We start from the raw sequence: 15,274 nt of genomic DNA, 5'->3' as shown, positions 1-15,274 counted from the left end.
GTTAAGCCGTGCGGCGGTCAGGTGCGGGGGCGCGGCACGTCGTCGTAACGGCTTGGGAACCACGCGTTAACCGCTTCTTATCCGCTGGCATGGCATCGCGTGCCTTGGTTGACGAGACGTAAGGGGGCTTATGCGCGTTCTGGCGATGGCATCGCAGAAAGGCGGGTCGGGAAAGACGACTCTGTCCGGGCATCTCGCGGTCCAGGCGGAGCGCGCCGGGCAGGGGCCGGTCGTGCTGATCGATATCGATCCGCAAGCGTCGCTGACCGACTGGTGGAACGAGCGCGAGGCGGAGGCGCCGGCGCTGGCGCAGACCACGGTCGCGCGGCTCGCCGCCGATCTCGAAATTCTTCGCCAGCAGGGGTTCAAGCTGGCGGTGATCGACACGCCGCCGTCGATCACGGTCGCGATCCAGACGGTGATCCAGATCGCCGAGCTGATCGTCGTCCCGACCCGACCGAGCCCGCATGACCTGCGCGCGGTCGGCGCAACCGTCGATCTGTGCGATCGCGCGGGCAAGCCGCTGATCTTCGTCGTCAATGCCGCGACCCCCAAGGCGCGGATCACGGCCGAGGCGATCGTCGCGCTCTCTCAGCACGGCACCGTCGCCCCGATGACGATCCACCAGCGCACCGATTTCGCCGCCTCGATGATCGACGGCCGCACGGTCATGGAGGTCGATCCCAAGGGCAAGTCCGCGGCGGAGATCGAAGCGCTCTGGACCTATGTCACCGACCGGCTCGAAAAGAATTTCCGGCGCACGGTGTTCAGCGTGCCCAACGCAGGCGCGGGGTTCGGGCAGCGCGGGCCCGCGCCAGGCTTCGGCCGGCGGGTGGTCGGATGAGCGCGATGCCCGCCCGCCCGCCCGTCCAGTCGCATCCCGAATCGGCCGACGTGCCGAAGCCGCTGGGCTCGCTGTCGGCGTCGCTGCTGGCGCGCAAGGGCGACGCCCGCCCGGCGATGCGGCCGCTCGCGCTGGGTACCGCCACGGCCGAACCCGTCGAGGATGATGCTGCTTCGGCATCGGTGACGCTCGCGACAGCACGCAGGATCGCCCGCGAGAGCGCAGCCAGAACGCGCAACGGCAAGGCCGCCTTCACGCTTCGCCTCGACAGCGATCGTCATGTCCGGCTTCGACTCGCGAGTGCAATGACGCGGCATTCGTCGCAACACCTCGTGACGCTCGCGCTCGATGCCTTTCTTCAAAATCTGCCCGAGGTCGACGCGCTCGTTGCGCAGCTTCCCGTGACCAGGGCCCCGAAATGAACCGGTGGGATCATAGCCGATGACGACACGAATCCTTCTTTCGATGGGGCTGTCGGCCCTTGTACTGGGCGGCACGATGGTCGGGTGCAGTGCGGGCGAGACCGGCCGCGGCCTGGCGTCGGCGAGCAATCGCAAGGCCGATCTCGAAGCCAAGGCGGGCGCGGTGAACGCGCACCGTGCAGAGGTCGCGCTGGCCCGGCACGATGGCGGCGCCGCGGTCTATTTTGCCGAGGCGGCGGTGGCGATGATGCCGCAATCGGCGGCGTATCGGCTGCTGCTCGCGCAGGGCTATCTCCAGGCGGGGCGGTTCACGTCGGCGCGGCAGGGGTTTGCCGATGTGCTGGCGCTGTCGCCGGCGGACGGGAAGGCGGCGCTCAACCTGGCGCTGACGCAGATCGCCGGTGGCGACACGCAGGGCGCGCGGCAGACGCTCGAACGCAACGCATCGATCATACCGCCGAGCGATCGTGGCCTCGCGCTGGCGCTGGCGGGTGATGCAGGCGGCGCGATCGGGCTGCTGACCGAGGTTGCGCGCTCGTCCGAAAGCAATGCGAAGGCCCGGCAGAACCTAGCGCTCGCGCTCGCGCTGGCGGGCCAGTGGCAGGCCGCGCGGGTCGTCGCGGCCGCCGATCTTGCGCCGACCGAGGTCGATGCAAGGCTCGAACAATGGGCCCGTTTCGCTCAGCCGACGACGTCATATGATCAGGTCGCCGGCCTGCTCGGCGTGCGCGCGGTCGCCGATGCCGGCCAGCCCGCCGCACTCGCGCTCAACCGCGCACCGCTCATGCCGACGGTCTCGCCGATCGAGGCGCTGGCCGCGGTCGAACGCAGCGCGCGGCCCGTCGCTCTGGCCGAAGCGGGATCGACTCCAGCCCCGTCGCGGATCACCTTCGCCGCGCCGCGCGAGGTCGTTCAGGCACTGCCCGGCGGCACGCCGACGATGCTCGCCAGCCGCAGCGAGGGCGCCGTGCTCGCCGCGCGTGCGCAACGCGGCGTGCGCGCGATCTCGGCAGGGACGGGCGACTGGTATGTCCAGATCGGCGCCTATGACAATGCCGGCGTCGCGAGGGCCGCCTGGAGCCAGGCCACGCGTCGCTTCGACGGCTTCTCCGGCCGCCAGCCCAACGGCATGGCGTTCAGGACGAACGGCGAGGCCTATTACCGCCTGTCGGTCGGCGGGTTCGGCCGCGACGAGGCCAATCAGGTGTGCCGGCGCTACCGCGCGACCGGTGGCGCCTGTTTCGTGCGACAGGGCGCCGGCGACCAGATGGCGCTTTGGCTGCGTGGCGGCGGCGTTGAGGTCGCGACCCGCTGAATGACAGGCGGGCTCCGACGCACGATGCCCGTCAGATCTCGCGGCCGCCTTTCCAGACGCGCAGTACCTTGCCCTGCACCGGCAGGCCGTCGAACGGCGTGTTGTTCGCGCTGGCGGCGAACGCGTCGCCGGTGATCTGCCACGGCGCCTGAGCGTCGAACAGCAGCAGATCGGCGGGCTTGCCGACCTCGAGCGTCCCGGTGTCGAGCCCGAGCACCGCGGCCGGGTTGCGGCTCAGCAGCGCGAACAGCCCCGACAGCGTGACCCGTTCGTCGCGCACCAGCATCAGCGCGAGCGGCAGCAGCGTCTCGGCCCCCGCCATCCCGGCGCTCGAATCGGCGAAGGGCAGGCGCTTTTCCTCGGGCCCGCGCGGATCATGCGCGGAGCAGATCACGTCGATCGTGCCGTCGGCGACCGCCGCCAGCGCCGCCTGGCGATCTGATTCGCTCCTGAGTGGCGGCGAGAGATGCGCGAAGCTGCGGAAGTCGCTGACCGCGATGTCGGACAAATGGAGATGCGCGGGCGTGATGCCGCAGGTCACCGCCACACCACGACGCTTGGCGGCACGGATCAGGTCGAAGCCTGCGGCGGTCGTCACCTGGCGGATGTGAAGCCGCGCACCGGTGTCCTCGGCCAGCATCAGGTCGCGCGCGATCGCCAGCGCCTCGGCGATCGCGGGGGCGGCGGGCAGGCCAAGCCGGGTCGCGGTTTCGCCTGCGGTCGCCACGGCGCCCGCGGTCAGTCCGCCATCCTCGGCATGCGTGACGACCGCGATGTCGAGGTCGCGCGCATAGGCGAGCACGCGGTGCATGACGCCACTGTCGGCGATCCAGCCCTTGCCGGTGCCGACCGCGCGCGCACCCGCCGACAGGCAGACTGCCATCTCGGCAAGGTCATGACCGGCGAGCGCCTGAGTCGCGGCGGCGATCGGGTGGATCCACAGGTCGGGCTTGCCGATCAGCGCAGCGCGCTGGACGATGCCGGGATCGTCGAGCACGGGCGACTGGTCGGGCATCAGCCCGACGCGGACGATGCCGCCCGCGCGGAACGCGGCCCGGTCAATCTTCGCCACGCCAAGATCGACGATGCCGGGAGCAAGCGTCTTGCCCGCGCAGTCGATCGTCTGCGCATCCGCGGGGATCTCGACCAGCCCGGTCGCGACGACGACGCCGTCGCGGATCAGGAGATTGCCCTTGGTGATGCCGCCGACCGGGCAGACGAGCGTCGCATTGGTGAGCGCAAGGATCATGCCCAGCCCTCCACACCGCGCGCCCGGCGGGTCAGCACGTCGAGGCACGCCATGCGGACCGCGACGCCCATCTCGACCTGCTCGGTGATCGCCGAGCGGGCATGATCCGCGACCGCCGAATCGATCTCGACGCCGCGGTTCATCGGCCCGGGGTGCATCACCAGCGCATCGGGCGCCGCGCGCGCGAGCCGGTCGAGCGTCAGGCCGTAGCGCATCCGGTATTCGCGCGTGGAGGGCACGTACGCGCCGTCCATCCGCTCGTTCTGCAGGCGCAGCATCATGACCACGTCGGCGCCCTCCAGCGCGGCATCGAAATCGGTGAACGGGGTGACCCCCATCTTGTGGATCGCCGCAGGCATCAGCGTCGAGGGTGCGCAGACCCGGACCTCGGCGGCGAGCGCGGTGAGTGCGAGGATGTTCGAGCGTGCGACGCGGCTGTGCAGCACGTCGCCGCAGATCACGACGCGCTGCCCCGCGATCGACCCGCGGCGGCGGCGGATCGTCAGCGCGTCGAGCAGCGCCTGGGTCGGATGTTCGTGGCGGCCGTCGCCTGCGTTCAGGACGGGGCAGTCGACCTTGTCGGCGATCAGCCGCACCGCCCCGCTCGCCATGTGGCGGATGACGATGACGTCGGCGCGCATTGCGTTCAGCGTCATCGCGGTGTCGATCAGCGTCTCGCCCTTCTTCACGCTCGACTGCGCAGCGTGCATGTTGACGACGTCGGCGCCGAGCCGCTTGCCCGCGATCTCGAACGACAGCAAAGTCCGCGTGCTGTTCTCGAAGAACGCGTTGATCTGTGTCAGGCCCGCGAGCCTTTTATCGGGGGTCGCATGAGTGCGGTTCGCCTCGACCCAGGTTTCCGCTTCGTCGAGCAGGAACGCGATCTCGTGCGGCTGGAGCCCGTCGATCCCGGTCAGGTGCCGGTGCGGGAAGACGGCGCCGCCCTCGATGAGGGTGGCGGGGCGGTGATCTGAACGTTGCATCAAGCGCGCTGGGTAGTGGGCTGCGGCGGCGGGGGCAAGGTTCGTTGCTCGACGCGGGGTGGTTAACCCGGTTTTAGGGGCGGCCTGCGATCAGGGACACATGGTGGGGACTGATAACGAGACTGACGTGACCACGCAGCGCGCGCGGTGGTGGGAGCACGGCTGGTTTATGGTCGCGCTCGTCGTCGCGGCGGCGGTGCCGTTGTTGTGGCCCGCGCTGCCGCCGCTGGGCGATCTGCCGGGGCATATGGGGCGGTGGCACATCGCGATGGCGCTGGGGGATTCGCCCGATTTAACGCGCTATTATACGTTTCACTGGGCACTGATACCCAATCTGGGGATGGACCTGGTGGTGCCTGCGCTCGCCCGTATCTTCGGATTCGAGCCCGCGACGAAGCTGGCGGTGATCGCGATTCCGGTGGTGACGGTCATCGGCCTGTTATGGACCGCGCGCGAGGCGCACGGGCGCGTGCCGCCGACCGCGATCCTTGTGGTGCCGCTCGTTTATGCCTGGCCGTTCCAGTTCGGGTTCGTCAATTTCGCGCTGTCGCAGGCGCTGGCCTTTTGCGCGCTGGCCGTCTGGATCCGCTGGGGGCGCGCGGGGCGGTTTGCGGTGCGCGCGGTGGCATTCGTTGCGATCGCTCCCGTGCTGTGGGTGGCGCACAGCTTCGGCTGGGGGATGTTCGGGTTGATGGCGGCGGCCGCCGAACTCGCGCGGTTGCGGGCGGCGGGGCGGGGCTGGGGCGCAGCGCTCGGCGGGACCATCACCCAGTGCCTGCCGCTCGCGGGGCCGCTGGGTATCATGGCCTTCCAAGCGGGGCTTGGGTCCGGGCACGGGGAAGCCGGGCTCGGTGCGTCGGACTGGTTCAACATGCCCGCCAAGGTCGGGTGGATCCTGTCGATCTTCAGGGACCGGTGGCAGGCGTTCGACCTTCTGTCGCTGATCCCGCCCGTCCTTGTCCTCTATGCCGCAGCGCGCAGCCGTGATTGGCGGTTTTCGCGGATCCTCGGCTGGCCTGCGCTGGCGTGTCTGGCGGCGTTCGCTTTACTGCCAAGGTTGTTGATGGGGGGCGCCTATGTCGACATGCGGATCGCGCCCGCCATGGTGATGCTCGCGCTGATCGCGATCGCGCCGCCGGTGACCGGGAAGACGACACGAACGACCGCGTGGCTGGCGGTGCTGTTCGTCGTTGTCCGACTGGGCGGCACGACATTGAGTTTTGTCGAGCGCTCTGCCGAGCAGCAAAGCGAGCTTTCCGCCATTGCTGCAATCCCGCGCGGCGCGGCGGTTCTTTCGCTGGTCGCACGGCCCTGTTTTGGCGCATGGACCGATCTGCGGCGCGATCACCTGCCCGGGCTGGCGATCGTCCGGCGCGACGTCTTCACCAACGTTCAGTGGGTGATCGAGGGCCAGCAACTGCTGAGCATCCGGCATCAGGCCGCCGCCCCCTATCTCGCCGATCCGAGTCAGAGCGTTTTTCCTGCCCAATGTTCCGATATCGGGTCCAACTTCAGCGCAGCGATCGCCGGCTTCCCGCGCGCGGCGTTCACGCATGTCTGGACGATCGGGTATCCACCGGGGGCTGCGCAGGCCGCGGACTTGCGCGTCGTGTGGACCAACGGGACGTCGACTTTGTACCGCGTGGCGGGGCGCCGCGTCGTCCGCTAGATCTGCGCGGTCACCAGCGCGTCGATCGCGCCCTGGAGGATGTACGCCGCCGCCATCTTGTCCACCAGCTCGGCGCGCTTGGCGCGGCTGGCGTCCTGTTCGATCAGCGTGCGCGTGACCGCGACGGTCGACCAGCGTTCGTCCTGGAGCAGGATCGGCAGCCCCATGTCCTTCAGGTTCTGCGCGAACGCCCGCGTCGATTGCGAGCGCGGACTTTCGCTGCCGTCGAGGTTGATCGGCAGGCCGATGACGAGCCCGACGACCTTCTGCGCCGTGATCATCTCGGCAAGCGCGGCCTTGTCCTTCTGGAACTTGGTGCGGCGGATCAGCAAGGCGGGGCTCGCGAACGACCAACCGGCATCGCACAGCGCGGTGCCGATCGTCTTGGTGCCGACGTCGAGGCCGATCAGCCGTCCGCCATTCGGGAGCGCATCGCGAAACTGCGCGGGGGAGACCGTGATCATCGCGTGAACGCCGCAAGACGGCGGTTGGCGTCCGCGCGCACATTCGCCCAGAACAGCGGATAGTCGTACACGTGGTAGTTGTTCCCGGGGAGCACGTAAGGCCCGAGATCGGGGCCCTCGCCGATCAGCAGGATACCCCGGTTGCCGCAGCGCGCGGGCACGTTGCCGACCGACAGCGTCGCGCTCGACAGGTCGGCGGACGGGACCAGCGTGCCGAGATTGGCGGTCGCGGGCGCGCTCGCATCGGCGGTGCCGGTCAGCGGGTTGGTGCAGATCATCGGCGTGCCCTTGCGCGGCTGCCCGTCGAACCCCGTGGTCCGGTCATAGGTCTCGACGACCAGCGACGGATCGGCGGGCTCGGAAAAGCTTTCCCATGACAGGATGCAGCCGGTCTGGTCGGCGCTGCGGCATTCGGCCAGGCCCATCCGCGGCAGGTCGGTGACGCGCGAGACCGGCCAGCCGACGACATAGGCGGCGACGATCCGCGCCTTCAGTTTCGGGTCGGTCGCGATCCGGTCACGCAGCAGTCGGGTGAGGTGGAGCGCGCCCTGGCTGTGTCCGGCGAGGATGATTGGGCGGGTCGGGCCGGCTTCCTTGAGGAACCGGTCGAACGCGGCGGTGACGTCGCCGTATGCGAGCGCGAGCGCGCGTTCGCTGTCGGCCTCGCTGGTCAGGAACGCGCCGAAGGTCGCCTGGCGATAGCGCGGCGCCCAGATGTCGCCCGCGCCGTTGAACGCGCTCGCCTGGCCGCGCAGGAACAGTTCGGCTCGGGCATTGGTCTCGGGATCGTCGATCGGCGCGTTCCAGTGGTCGCGGCTGATGTACGAGGTCGGGTGGATGAAGAAGATCGCCGCGCCCGTTCCCGGGGTCCCGGGCGCATAGCCTTCGGGTGTCCAGAGCGCGGGATTGCCGGGGCGATCGGGGCGCGCGAGCCACAGGATCTTGCGCGCATAGATGTTCGCGGGCGCCTTGCGCTGCGCCTGGAACGTCTCGCTCGGGACCATCGCGATCCGCATCAGCTCGGTCCCGAACAGGCGATAGGCGAGCAGCGCGGCGATCGCGAGGACGATCATCGCGGTAACGAAATAGAGAAACTTGCGGGCCAAGCGGGACCTTCCGTGCAGGCGGTGCCGTCCCCGTGCCGCATGCGCGGCGCGGTTGCAACGGGTGCGTTTCCGCGGGGGAACACGAAGGGTGTTGCGCGCTCGCGCCGCGCGGTGCTAGCCGAGCGCCATGTCCGTAGATACTGCAACCGTGAAGCGGATCGCGAGCCTTGCGCGCATCGCGATCACCGACGAGGACGCCGCGCGTATCGCGCCCGAACTCGGAAACATCCTTGGCTGGATCGAGATGCTGGGCGAGGTCGATACGACCGGCGTCGAGCCGATGACCGCCGTCATCCCCAACACGCTGCGGCTGCGCGACGACGTCGTCAACGCTGATCCGCTGACCGGCGGCAATATCCGCGAGCAGGTCCTGGCCAACGCCCCCGTGGCAGAGCACGGCTTCTTCGCCGTGCCCAAGGTGATCGAATAATGACCGACCTTACCGATCTCGGCATCGCCGGCATCCGCGACGGCGTGCGCGACGGCAGCTTTTCGGCGCGCAACGTCGCCGACGCGTTCATCGTCAAGGTGAGCCAGGCCAAGGCGCTCAACGCGTTCCTGGTCGAGACGCCCGACCATGCGATCGCCGCCGCCACCGCCGCCGATACCGCGCGCGCCGCCGGCGAGACGCTCAAGCCGCTGGCCGGCGTCCCGATCGGCATGAAGGACCTGTTCTGCACCAAGGGCGTCACGACGACCGCGGCGAGCCATATCCTCGAAGGCTTCACGCCGACCTATGAGTCGACCGTCTCGCAGAATCTGTGGGATGCGGGCGCGGGGATGCTCGGCAAGCTGAACATGGACCAGTTCGCGATGGGGTCGTCGAACGAGACCTCCGCGTTCGGTAACGTGATCTCACCCTGGAAGCGCAACGACGGCGGCAACGCCGCGCTCGCACCCGGCGGGTCGTCGGGCGGCTCCTCGTCGGCGGTCGCCGCACGGCTTTGCCCCGGCGCGACCGGCACCGACACTGGCGGTTCGATCCGCCAGCCCGCCGCCTTTACCGGCATCAGCGGCATCAAGCCGACCTATGGCCGCTGCTCGCGCTGGGGGACGATCGCGTTCGCCTCGTCGCTTGACCAGGCTGGGCCGATGGCGCGCGACGTGCGCGACTGCGCGATCCTGCTCGAGGCGATGGCCGGGTTCGATGCGAAGGACGGCACCTCGCTCCAGCTCGACGTGCCGAAATGGGAAGCGGGTCTGTCGGCCAGCCTCGCCGGCCTGCGCGTCGGTATCCCCAAGGAATACCGCGTCGACGGCATGCCCGAGGAGATCGAGGCGCTCTGGCAGAAGGGCATCGACTGGCTGAAGGACGCCGGCGCGACGATCGTCGAGGTTTCGCTCCCGCACACCAAATATGCGTTGCCCGCCTATTACATCATCGCGCCAGCCGAGGCGTCGTCGAACCTCGCGCGCTATGACGGCGTGCGCTACGGCATCCGCGACCTGCCCGCGGGCTCGGGGCTGCAGGACATGTACGCCGCGACCCGCGCCGACGGCTTCGGTCCCGAGGTGAAGCGCCGCATCATGATCGGCACCTATGTGCTGTCGGCCGGCTACTACGACGCGTACTATACGCAGGCGCAGAAGATCCGGACGCTGATCGCGCGCGATTTCGAAAAGGCGTGGGAGACGTGCGACGTCCTGCTCACCCCGACCGCCCCATCGGCGGCGTTCGCGCTTGGTGAAAAGTCGTCCGATCCGATCGCAATGTATCTGAACGACGTCTTCACCGTGCCGTCGTCGCTCGCGGGTCTGCCCGCGATGTCGGTGCCGGGTGGTCTCGACAAGCAGGGGCTGCCGCTTGGGCTTCAGATCATCGGCAAGCCGCTCGACGAGCAGGGCGTGCTGAACGCCGGGCTCGCGATCGAGCAGCGGGCGGGGTTCACTGCCCGGCCCGAGGCGTGGTGGTAACCGATCGCGCCTTCGTCACGCGCAACGTCGCCGTGCTGCGCGAAGCGCAGAACGCGCTCAACGTCGCGTTCGGGGCGATCCTCAGCGCCTATGTCGGCGTGTCGCTGACCGAGATCGACAACCGGCCGTTCGATCACGCCGTGCTCGCGCGCTTCTTTCTCGGGCTCGCGGTGTTCATCCTGTGCCTTTGCGTTGGCAACAGCGTGATTTTGCGCGGCGATTACCGGCTGGGCGCGGTGTTCCTGGTGCTGGCCGGCGGTGCCGCCGCGGCCGCGCATCACGAGGCGCTGGTGCTCGGTTTCGAGGGCGCGATCCTGCGTATTCTTTCGGCATGCTGGGTGGTCGGCCTGCTCGGCAGCAACGCGGCACTGACCGCGATCAACTATATTCATCATCGGAACCGGATATGAGCGACTATCGCATTCAGGGCGACACGGGCGAGTGGGAGGTCGTGATCGGCCTCGAAGTCCACGCGCAGGTGACGTCGAACGCCAAGCTGTTCTCGGGCGCGGCGACCGCGTTCGGGGCCGAGCCCAACACACAGGTCAGCCTCGTCGACGCGGCGATGCCCGGCATGCTGCCGGTGCCGAACCGCGAGTGCATCCGCCAGGCGGTGCGCACCGGCATGGCGATCGAGGCGCAGATCAACAAATGGTCGCGGTTCGACCGGAAGAATTACTTCTACGCCGATCTGCCGCAGGGCTATCAGATCAGCCAGCTCTATCATCCGATCGTCGGCGAAGGCGCGATCGACATCAGCCTCGACGAGAAGAACCCTGACGCCGCGGGTAAGCGGATCGGCGTCGAGCGCATCCATGTCGAGCAGGATGCGGGCAAGCTGATGCACGACCAGCATCCGACCCAGTCCTATGTCGATCTCAATCGCTCGGGCGTCGCGCTGATGGAGATCGTGTCGAAGCCCGATCTCGCATCGCCGGCCGAGACGGGCGCGTATCTGCGCAAGTTACGGTCGATCCTGCGCTATGTCGGATCGTGCGACGGCAACATGGAAGAGGGCTCGATGCGCGCCGACGTCAATGTCAGCGTGCGCAAGCCCGGCGACGAGCTCGGCACGCGGACCGAGACGAAGAACGTTAATTCGGTGCGCTTCGTGATGGCGGTGGTCGAGCAGGAGGCCAGGCGCCAGGTGGAGGTGCTCGAGGCCGGTGGCAAGATCGTGCAGGAGACGCGGCTCTACGATCCCGATCGCAACGAGACGCGGTCGATGCGGTCGAAGGAAGACGCGCATGATTACCGCTACTTCCCCGATCCCGACCTGTTGCCGCTCGTGCTCGACGACGCGTTCCTCGAGGAATGCCGCGCGTCGCTGCCCGAACTGCCCGACGCGAAGCGGGCGCGGTACGAAGCGCTCGGGATTACCGCCTATCAGGCGACCGTCCTGACCGCCGAGGTCGAGGCGGCGCGCTGGTTCGATGCGCTGCTCGATGCGGGCGTGAAGCCGGCGGCGGCGGCGAACTGGACGACGTCGGAGCTTTTCGGTGCGCTCAACCGGACGGGCAGGGACATTGCCAACTCGCCGGTGTCGCCGTCGCAGGCAGCCGAACTGCTCGGGCTGATCGCCGACGGCACGCTGTCGGGCAGCCTTGCCAAGCAGGTGTTCGAGGTGATGCTCGAGACCGGCGACGGCGCGGCGAAGGTCGTCGAGGATCGCGGGCTGAAGCAGACCAGCGACACCGGCGCGATCGAGAAGGTCATCGCCGAGGTGATGGCCGCGAACGCGGACAAGGTCGCGGATTACCGCGGCGGCAAGGACAAGCTGTTCGGGTTCTTCGTCGGCCAGACGATGAAGGCGATGGGCGGCAAGGCGAACCCGGCGGTGGTGAACGAAGTGCTGAAGAGCGCGCTCGGGGACTCGGTGGCGCCGTAAGCCCTGTTCTCCCGGTCTCTGTTCTCCCGCGAAGGCGGGAGTCCAGGGTAACCGCGCGCGACGCTGCTGGACTCTTGGGCCCCCGCCTCCGCGGGGGAACGAGGAACTAGTGAGTAACTTCCCCCTCGGCACCACCCCGGCGAAGGCCGGGGTCCAGTTGGCAAACGTCGCTGATCAGGCGCTGCGTTCCGTTACCTCGACCTCCCAACTGAACCCCGGCCTTCGCCGGGGTGGAGGCTCTCAGCTCCGCGTTACGTCTCCACCTTCTGCGGATGATGCGGCACCAGGATCAGCACATTCTCCTCGACCCGCCACGATGCGAGTCGCGACAGGAAGTTCATCCCCAGCACGTTGGTGTCGCCGAACGCGGGCGACACCACCACCTGAAGGTCGCGGGCGACGATTGCGCCGAGCTTCAGTTCGCCGATCCGGCCCGACTGCGCGGGAATCGCACCATTGGCGGTCTGGAGCACGATCGGCACCACGCTCGTTCGCGCATCGATCCCGGCCGCGTCGGCCGTCTTCGTCGAAATCGCGGTGATCGTCGCACCGCTGTCGATCAGCAACCGTCGCTCGACCCCGTCGATCCGCGCCCGCGCCCAGAAATGCCCGTCGGGGGACATTCGGATCCGCACCTCGCCACCGACAACCGTCTGGTCCTCGATCCGCAGCAACTTGGCGATCTTGCCGAGATAGGGATCGAACTGGCTGCGCTGGCCGATCGCGACGAACAGCAGACCGACCAGCGCCAGCGTCATGACGAGATTGACGACCGTCCGCAGGATCGGGATCCGCTGCGCGAGGACGAAGACCAGCACCGCGACACCGAGCGCCACGTACAGCGTCTGATGCTGGGCCAGGTCGGGGAGCAGCCCGAAAAGCGGGGTGCTGGCGGGCGTGGAAATGGGCGGTTCCTGCAAGAAGGGGGTGGACAGCCTGTGCTATCCACCCCCGCATTTATGGTTGCTGACCGGTGCGGCTTATTGCGCGTCCGAATCCTGGTTCTTGATCACGCCGCCGGTTCCGCCGACGCCGTCGGGCATGCCCGTCTTGGTGAACGTCTCGGGCTCGTCGCCGCCTTCGCCGCGTTCAACCGCGTCGGAGCGCGACTGCACCGCCTGCTCGATGTCGCTGCGCGTGTCCGCGTCACGGTCCTCGGGGCGGGTTTCGGGATTGGTGCCCGCATGGGGATCGGCCATGATCAGAACTCTGGCTGGATGGGGGCGGGATCGGTCGAGGGCGCGCCCGGATCGGGAACGTCGATGTCCGGCGCGGGCGGATTGAACTCGGGCGGCGGCGTCGTCGGCTCGGCAGGCGACGAGGGCGTCGGGAATTCTGCAGGGGGTTGGGTAGCCATGATGCTCTCTCCTTCTTCCGCATCAACGCGCACGATCGTATCGAGTTGCTCACCGACTTACCTTGCGTGCTTGCCCCGGGATACAACGTTGGTATAGACGCGCCCGCTACGGCGATGTCCTGTGCGGGCGTGGCGGAACTGGTAGACGCAGCAGGTTTAGGTCCTGCCATCGCAAGATGTGGGGGTTCGAGTCCCTTCGCCCGCACCACTCCGCCGCACTGGCGGGGCGACCGCCAGATGAATTTTTCCCGAATGCTCTTTTAGACAAAGGCCGGACATGCAGACTGTCGAGACGTTGAACGAGGGCCTCAAGCGCGCCTACACCCTCACCATCACTGCGAAGGATATCGATTCGAAGGTCGATGTCGAGCTGAAGCGCCTCGCGCCGCAGATGAAGATGCCGGGCTTCCGTCCGGGCAAGGTGCCGGCAAACCTCATCCGCAAGATGCACGGCCCCGCGCTGACGCAGGACGCGCTGAACGCCGCGATCCAGGAAGGCGTGCAGAGCCTTGTCGCCGAAAAGCAGCTGCGTCCCGCGATGCAGCCCTCGGTCGAGCTGGAAGACGGCTATGACCTCGGCAAGGACGCGGTCGTCAAGGTCGAGATGGAGGTCCTGCCGCAGGTCCCCGCACCCGCGATCGACGGCCTGAAGCTCGAGCGCCTGACCGTGCCCGTCGCCGACGAGGCGGTCACCGAGCAGCTCCAGAAGTTCGCCGACCAGCAGAAGAAGTGGGACGACGCCGCTGACGATTATGCCGCGGCGATGGGCGATCTCGTCACCGTCGATTTCGTCGGCAAGACCGCCGATGGCGTCGCGTTCGACGGCGGCACCGGCACCGACATGGGCGTCGAGCTGGGTGCAGGACGTCTGATCCCCGGCTTCGAGGATCAGCTCGTCGGAGTGAAGACCGGCGAGGAGAAGGTCCTGAACGTGACCTTCCCCGAGGAGTATCAGGAGAAGTCGCTCGCGGGTCAGCCGGCCACGTTCGACATCACCGTCAAGTCGGTCAAGACCGCGGGCGAGAGCAAGATCGACGAGGATCTTGCCAAGTCGCTGGGTCTCGAGAGCCTCGAGCAGCTTTCGGGCCTGCTCAAGGGTCAGATCGAGCAGGAGCATAACGGGCTCACGCGCACGCACATGAAGCGCAAGCTGCTCGACCAGCTCGCCGAGGGTCATGACTTCGAGGTTCCGCCGTCGATGGTGGAAGCCGAGTTCAACCAGATCTGGTCGCAGCTCCAGCACGAAGCCACGCACGAAGCCGATCCCGAGGCCGCGATGGCCGAGATGGAAGGCGAGCGCGACGATTACCGCAAGATCGCCGAGCGTCGCGTACGCCTCGGCCTGCTCCTGTCCGAGATCGGCCAGGCGAACGGCGTCGAGGTGTCCAACCAGGAAATGCAGCGTCTGCTCGCCCAGGCGGCCCAGCAGTATCCCGCCGAGCAGCGCCAGCAGTTCATGCAGTATGTCCAGTCCGAGCCGATGGCCGCTGCCCAGCTGCGCGCCCCGCTGTACGAGGACAAGGTCGTCGACTTCCTGTTCGAGAAGGCCGAGATCACCGACCGCGAAGCCACCCGCGAGGAGCTGGAAGCTGCGATCGAGAGCGAGGACGGTTTCGCCAGCGGCACGCACGTGCATGACCATGACAACCACAAGCCGAAGAAGAAGGCTGCCGCCAAGAAGAAGGCAGCACCTGCCGACGACGCAGCGGTGACCGACGAGGCGCCCGCTTCGGACGCCGCGGACGAGGCCAAGCCTGCCAAGAAGGCTCCCGCCAAGAAGAAGGCGGCTCCGGTCGAGGCTGAGACGGCGGTAACGGAATCGTCGCCGGTCGCGGCTGAAAATGCCGAGGGCACCGAAGCTGCCGACGCGCCGGCCAAGAAGCCGCGCGCCAAGAAGGCTGCGACCAAGACCGAGGCGTAAGCCGATCGGAGTGCCTCTTCGCTGAGGCACTCCCCCCGTTTTCGGGCCACTTCCCCGGCGGAGGCCGGGGTCCAGTTGGAAAGGTTGCTGTGACGGCGCGCAAAGCTTCGTTATGGACCTTCCCCAACTGGGCCCCTGCCGC

The 15,274-nt window shown here is 68.1% G+C and carries 16 protein-coding genes and 1 tRNA gene; 10 read left to right on the top strand and 7 right to left on the bottom strand.

Translation table 11 applies throughout. The features are described from left to right. Window positions 1-130: 130 nt before the first annotated feature. Genes SOM18_RS09555 through SOM18_RS09545 form a run of 3 tightly spaced genes read left to right on the top strand, consistent with a single transcriptional unit; the run spans window position 131 to window position 2,581 of the window. On the top strand, window positions 131-844 hold the full coding sequence (locus SOM18_RS09555; protein WP_031441008.1) for a ParA family protein: 714 nt from the start codon (window positions 131-133) through the stop codon (window positions 842-844). Continuing rightward, window positions 841-1,266 carry a hypothetical protein gene (locus tag SOM18_RS09550; protein ID WP_414712109.1) on the top strand — a complete coding sequence of 142 codons (426 nt, stop codon included), beginning with the start codon at window positions 841-843 and terminating at the stop codon, window positions 1,264-1,266. Before SOM18_RS09555 ends, SOM18_RS09550 begins: the two co-directional genes overlap by 4 nt. Window positions 1,267-1,285: 19 nt before the next feature. Then, window positions 1,286-2,581, top strand: a complete 1,296-nt coding sequence (locus SOM18_RS09545; RefSeq protein ID WP_031438982.1) for an SPOR domain-containing protein — start codon at window positions 1,286-1,288, stop codon at window positions 2,579-2,581. 31 nt (window positions 2,582-2,612) lie between these two features. Here the strand turns inward: SOM18_RS09545 and SOM18_RS09540 are convergent, their stop codons facing one another. Both SOM18_RS09540 and SOM18_RS09535 read right to left on the bottom strand, forming a co-directional pair. Continuing rightward, entirely contained in the window at window positions 2,613-3,830 is a 1,218-nt protein-coding gene (locus SOM18_RS09540) for a dihydroorotase (RefSeq protein WP_031438981.1), read from the bottom strand. Beyond that, entirely contained in the window at window positions 3,827-4,813 is a 987-nt protein-coding gene (locus tag SOM18_RS09535) for an aspartate carbamoyltransferase catalytic subunit (protein ID WP_031438980.1), read from the bottom strand. The genes SOM18_RS09540 and SOM18_RS09535 overlap by 4 nt, the downstream gene beginning before the upstream one ends. Before the next feature lie 127 nt (window positions 4,814-4,940). Here SOM18_RS09535 and SOM18_RS09530 point away from each other — a divergent pair, with 127 nt between their 5' ends. Then, the gene (locus SOM18_RS09530; RefSeq protein WP_152555335.1) at window positions 4,941-6,482 is read left to right on the top strand and encodes a hypothetical protein; all 1,542 of its coding nucleotides are present in this window, start codon (window positions 4,941-4,943) and stop codon (window positions 6,480-6,482) included. Here SOM18_RS09530 and ruvX read toward each other — a convergent pair. Both ruvX and SOM18_RS09520 read right to left on the bottom strand, forming a co-directional pair. Continuing rightward, window positions 6,479-6,946: a Holliday junction resolvase RuvX gene (gene ruvX, locus SOM18_RS09525; RefSeq protein ID WP_031438978.1), complete on the bottom strand. Its 468-nt coding sequence runs from the start codon at window positions 6,944-6,946 to the stop codon at window positions 6,479-6,481. The genes SOM18_RS09530 and ruvX overlap by 4 nt on opposite strands. After that, entirely contained in the window at window positions 6,943-8,052 is a 1,110-nt protein-coding gene (locus tag SOM18_RS09520; RefSeq protein ID WP_031438977.1) for a DUF3089 domain-containing protein, read from the bottom strand. Before SOM18_RS09520 ends, ruvX begins: the two co-directional genes overlap by 4 nt. A gap of 127 nt (window positions 8,053-8,179) precedes the next feature. Between SOM18_RS09520 and gatC the strand changes: the two genes are divergently transcribed. From gatC to gatB, 4 genes are read left to right on the top strand one after another with little or no spacing between them, the layout of a single operon-like run. After that, window positions 8,180-8,482, top strand: a complete 303-nt coding sequence (gatC, locus tag SOM18_RS09515) for an Asp-tRNA(Asn)/Glu-tRNA(Gln) amidotransferase subunit GatC (RefSeq protein ID WP_031438976.1) — start codon at window positions 8,180-8,182, stop codon at window positions 8,480-8,482. Beyond that, a complete protein-coding gene (gene gatA / locus SOM18_RS09510) occupies window positions 8,482-9,966 on the top strand; it encodes an Asp-tRNA(Asn)/Glu-tRNA(Gln) amidotransferase subunit GatA (RefSeq protein ID WP_031438975.1) in 1,485 nt (494 codons plus the stop codon). The genes gatC and gatA overlap by 1 nt, the downstream gene beginning before the upstream one ends. Beyond that, a complete protein-coding gene (locus tag SOM18_RS09505) occupies window positions 9,960-10,376 on the top strand; it encodes a hypothetical protein (protein ID WP_235188237.1) in 417 nt (138 codons plus the stop codon). Before gatA ends, SOM18_RS09505 begins: the two co-directional genes overlap by 7 nt. Further along, window positions 10,373-11,854, top strand: coding sequence for an Asp-tRNA(Asn)/Glu-tRNA(Gln) amidotransferase subunit GatB (gene gatB, locus SOM18_RS09500; protein WP_031438973.1), 1,482 nt, complete (start codon window positions 10,373-10,375; stop codon window positions 11,852-11,854). The genes SOM18_RS09505 and gatB overlap by 4 nt, the downstream gene beginning before the upstream one ends. A gap of 251 nt (window positions 11,855-12,105) precedes the next feature. Here gatB and SOM18_RS09495 read toward each other — a convergent pair whose 3' ends face one another. From SOM18_RS09495 to SOM18_RS09485, 3 genes are read right to left on the bottom strand one after another with little or no spacing between them, the layout of a single operon-like run. After that, window positions 12,106-12,774 carry a retropepsin-like aspartic protease family protein gene (locus SOM18_RS09495; protein WP_235188236.1) on the bottom strand — a complete coding sequence of 223 codons (669 nt, stop codon included), beginning with the start codon at window positions 12,772-12,774 and terminating at the stop codon, window positions 12,106-12,108. Between the two features lie 60 nt (window positions 12,775-12,834). After that, window positions 12,835-13,053, bottom strand: coding sequence for a hypothetical protein (locus SOM18_RS09490; protein WP_031438971.1), 219 nt, complete (start codon window positions 13,051-13,053; stop codon window positions 12,835-12,837). Between the two features lie 2 nt (window positions 13,054-13,055). Continuing rightward, the gene (locus SOM18_RS09485) at window positions 13,056-13,211 is read right to left on the bottom strand and encodes a hypothetical protein (protein WP_166747620.1); all 156 of its coding nucleotides are present in this window, start codon (window positions 13,209-13,211) and stop codon (window positions 13,056-13,058) included. A gap of 123 nt (window positions 13,212-13,334) precedes the next feature. On the opposite strand from SOM18_RS09485, the gene SOM18_RS09480 reads away from it, so the two are divergent. Together SOM18_RS09480 and tig are read left to right on the top strand one after the other, a co-directional pair. Beyond that, window positions 13,335-13,419: transfer RNA gene (locus SOM18_RS09480), tRNA-Leu, on the top strand. Window positions 13,420-13,488: 69 nt separating this feature from the next. Then, entirely contained in the window at window positions 13,489-15,132 is a 1,644-nt protein-coding gene (tig, locus tag SOM18_RS09475; protein ID WP_031438970.1) for a trigger factor, read from the top strand. The last annotated feature ends 142 nt before the right edge of the window (window positions 15,133-15,274 follow it).

Origin of the sequence: Sphingomonas sp. CFBP9019 (assembly GCF_034045155.1) — a bacterium.
Classification (GTDB): Bacteria; Pseudomonadota; Alphaproteobacteria; order Sphingomonadales; family Sphingomonadaceae; genus Sphingomonas; species Sphingomonas aerolata.
This window is presented reverse-complemented; position numbering and strand designations above follow the sequence as displayed.

What these genes read in the sequence shown, in the direction of transcription:
- SOM18_RS09555 (WP_031441008.1), top strand. Translation starts at nt 131, where the DNA reads ATGCGCGTTCTGGCGATGGCATCGCAGAAAGGCGGGTCGGGAAAGACG.
- SOM18_RS09550 (WP_414712109.1), top strand. Translation starts at nt 841, where the DNA reads ATGAGCGCGATGCCCGCCCGCCCGCCCGTCCAGTCGCATCCCGAATCG.
- SOM18_RS09545 (WP_031438982.1), top strand. Translation starts at nt 1,286, where the DNA reads ATGACGACACGAATCCTTCTTTCGATGGGGCTGTCGGCCCTTGTACTG.
- SOM18_RS09540 (WP_031438981.1), bottom strand. Translation starts at nt 3,830, where the DNA reads ATGATCCTTGCGCTCACCAATGCGACGCTCGTCTGCCCGGTCGGCGGC.
- SOM18_RS09535 (WP_031438980.1), bottom strand. Translation starts at nt 4,813, where the DNA reads ATGCAACGTTCAGATCACCGCCCCGCCACCCTCATCGAGGGCGGCGCC.
- ruvX (WP_031438978.1), bottom strand. Translation starts at nt 6,946, where the DNA reads ATGATCACGGTCTCCCCCGCGCAGTTTCGCGATGCGCTCCCGAATGGC.
- gatC (WP_031438976.1), top strand. Translation starts at nt 8,180, where the DNA reads ATGTCCGTAGATACTGCAACCGTGAAGCGGATCGCGAGCCTTGCGCGC.
- gatA (WP_031438975.1), top strand. Translation starts at nt 8,482, where the DNA reads ATGACCGACCTTACCGATCTCGGCATCGCCGGCATCCGCGACGGCGTG.
- gatB (WP_031438973.1), top strand. Translation starts at nt 10,373, where the DNA reads ATGAGCGACTATCGCATTCAGGGCGACACGGGCGAGTGGGAGGTCGTG.
- SOM18_RS09490 (WP_031438971.1), bottom strand. Translation starts at nt 13,053, where the DNA reads ATGGCCGATCCCCATGCGGGCACCAATCCCGAAACCCGCCCCGAGGAC.
- SOM18_RS09485 (WP_166747620.1), bottom strand. Translation starts at nt 13,211, where the DNA reads ATGGCTACCCAACCCCCTGCAGAATTCCCGACGCCCTCGTCGCCTGCC.
- tig (WP_031438970.1), top strand. Translation starts at nt 13,489, where the DNA reads ATGCAGACTGTCGAGACGTTGAACGAGGGCCTCAAGCGCGCCTACACC.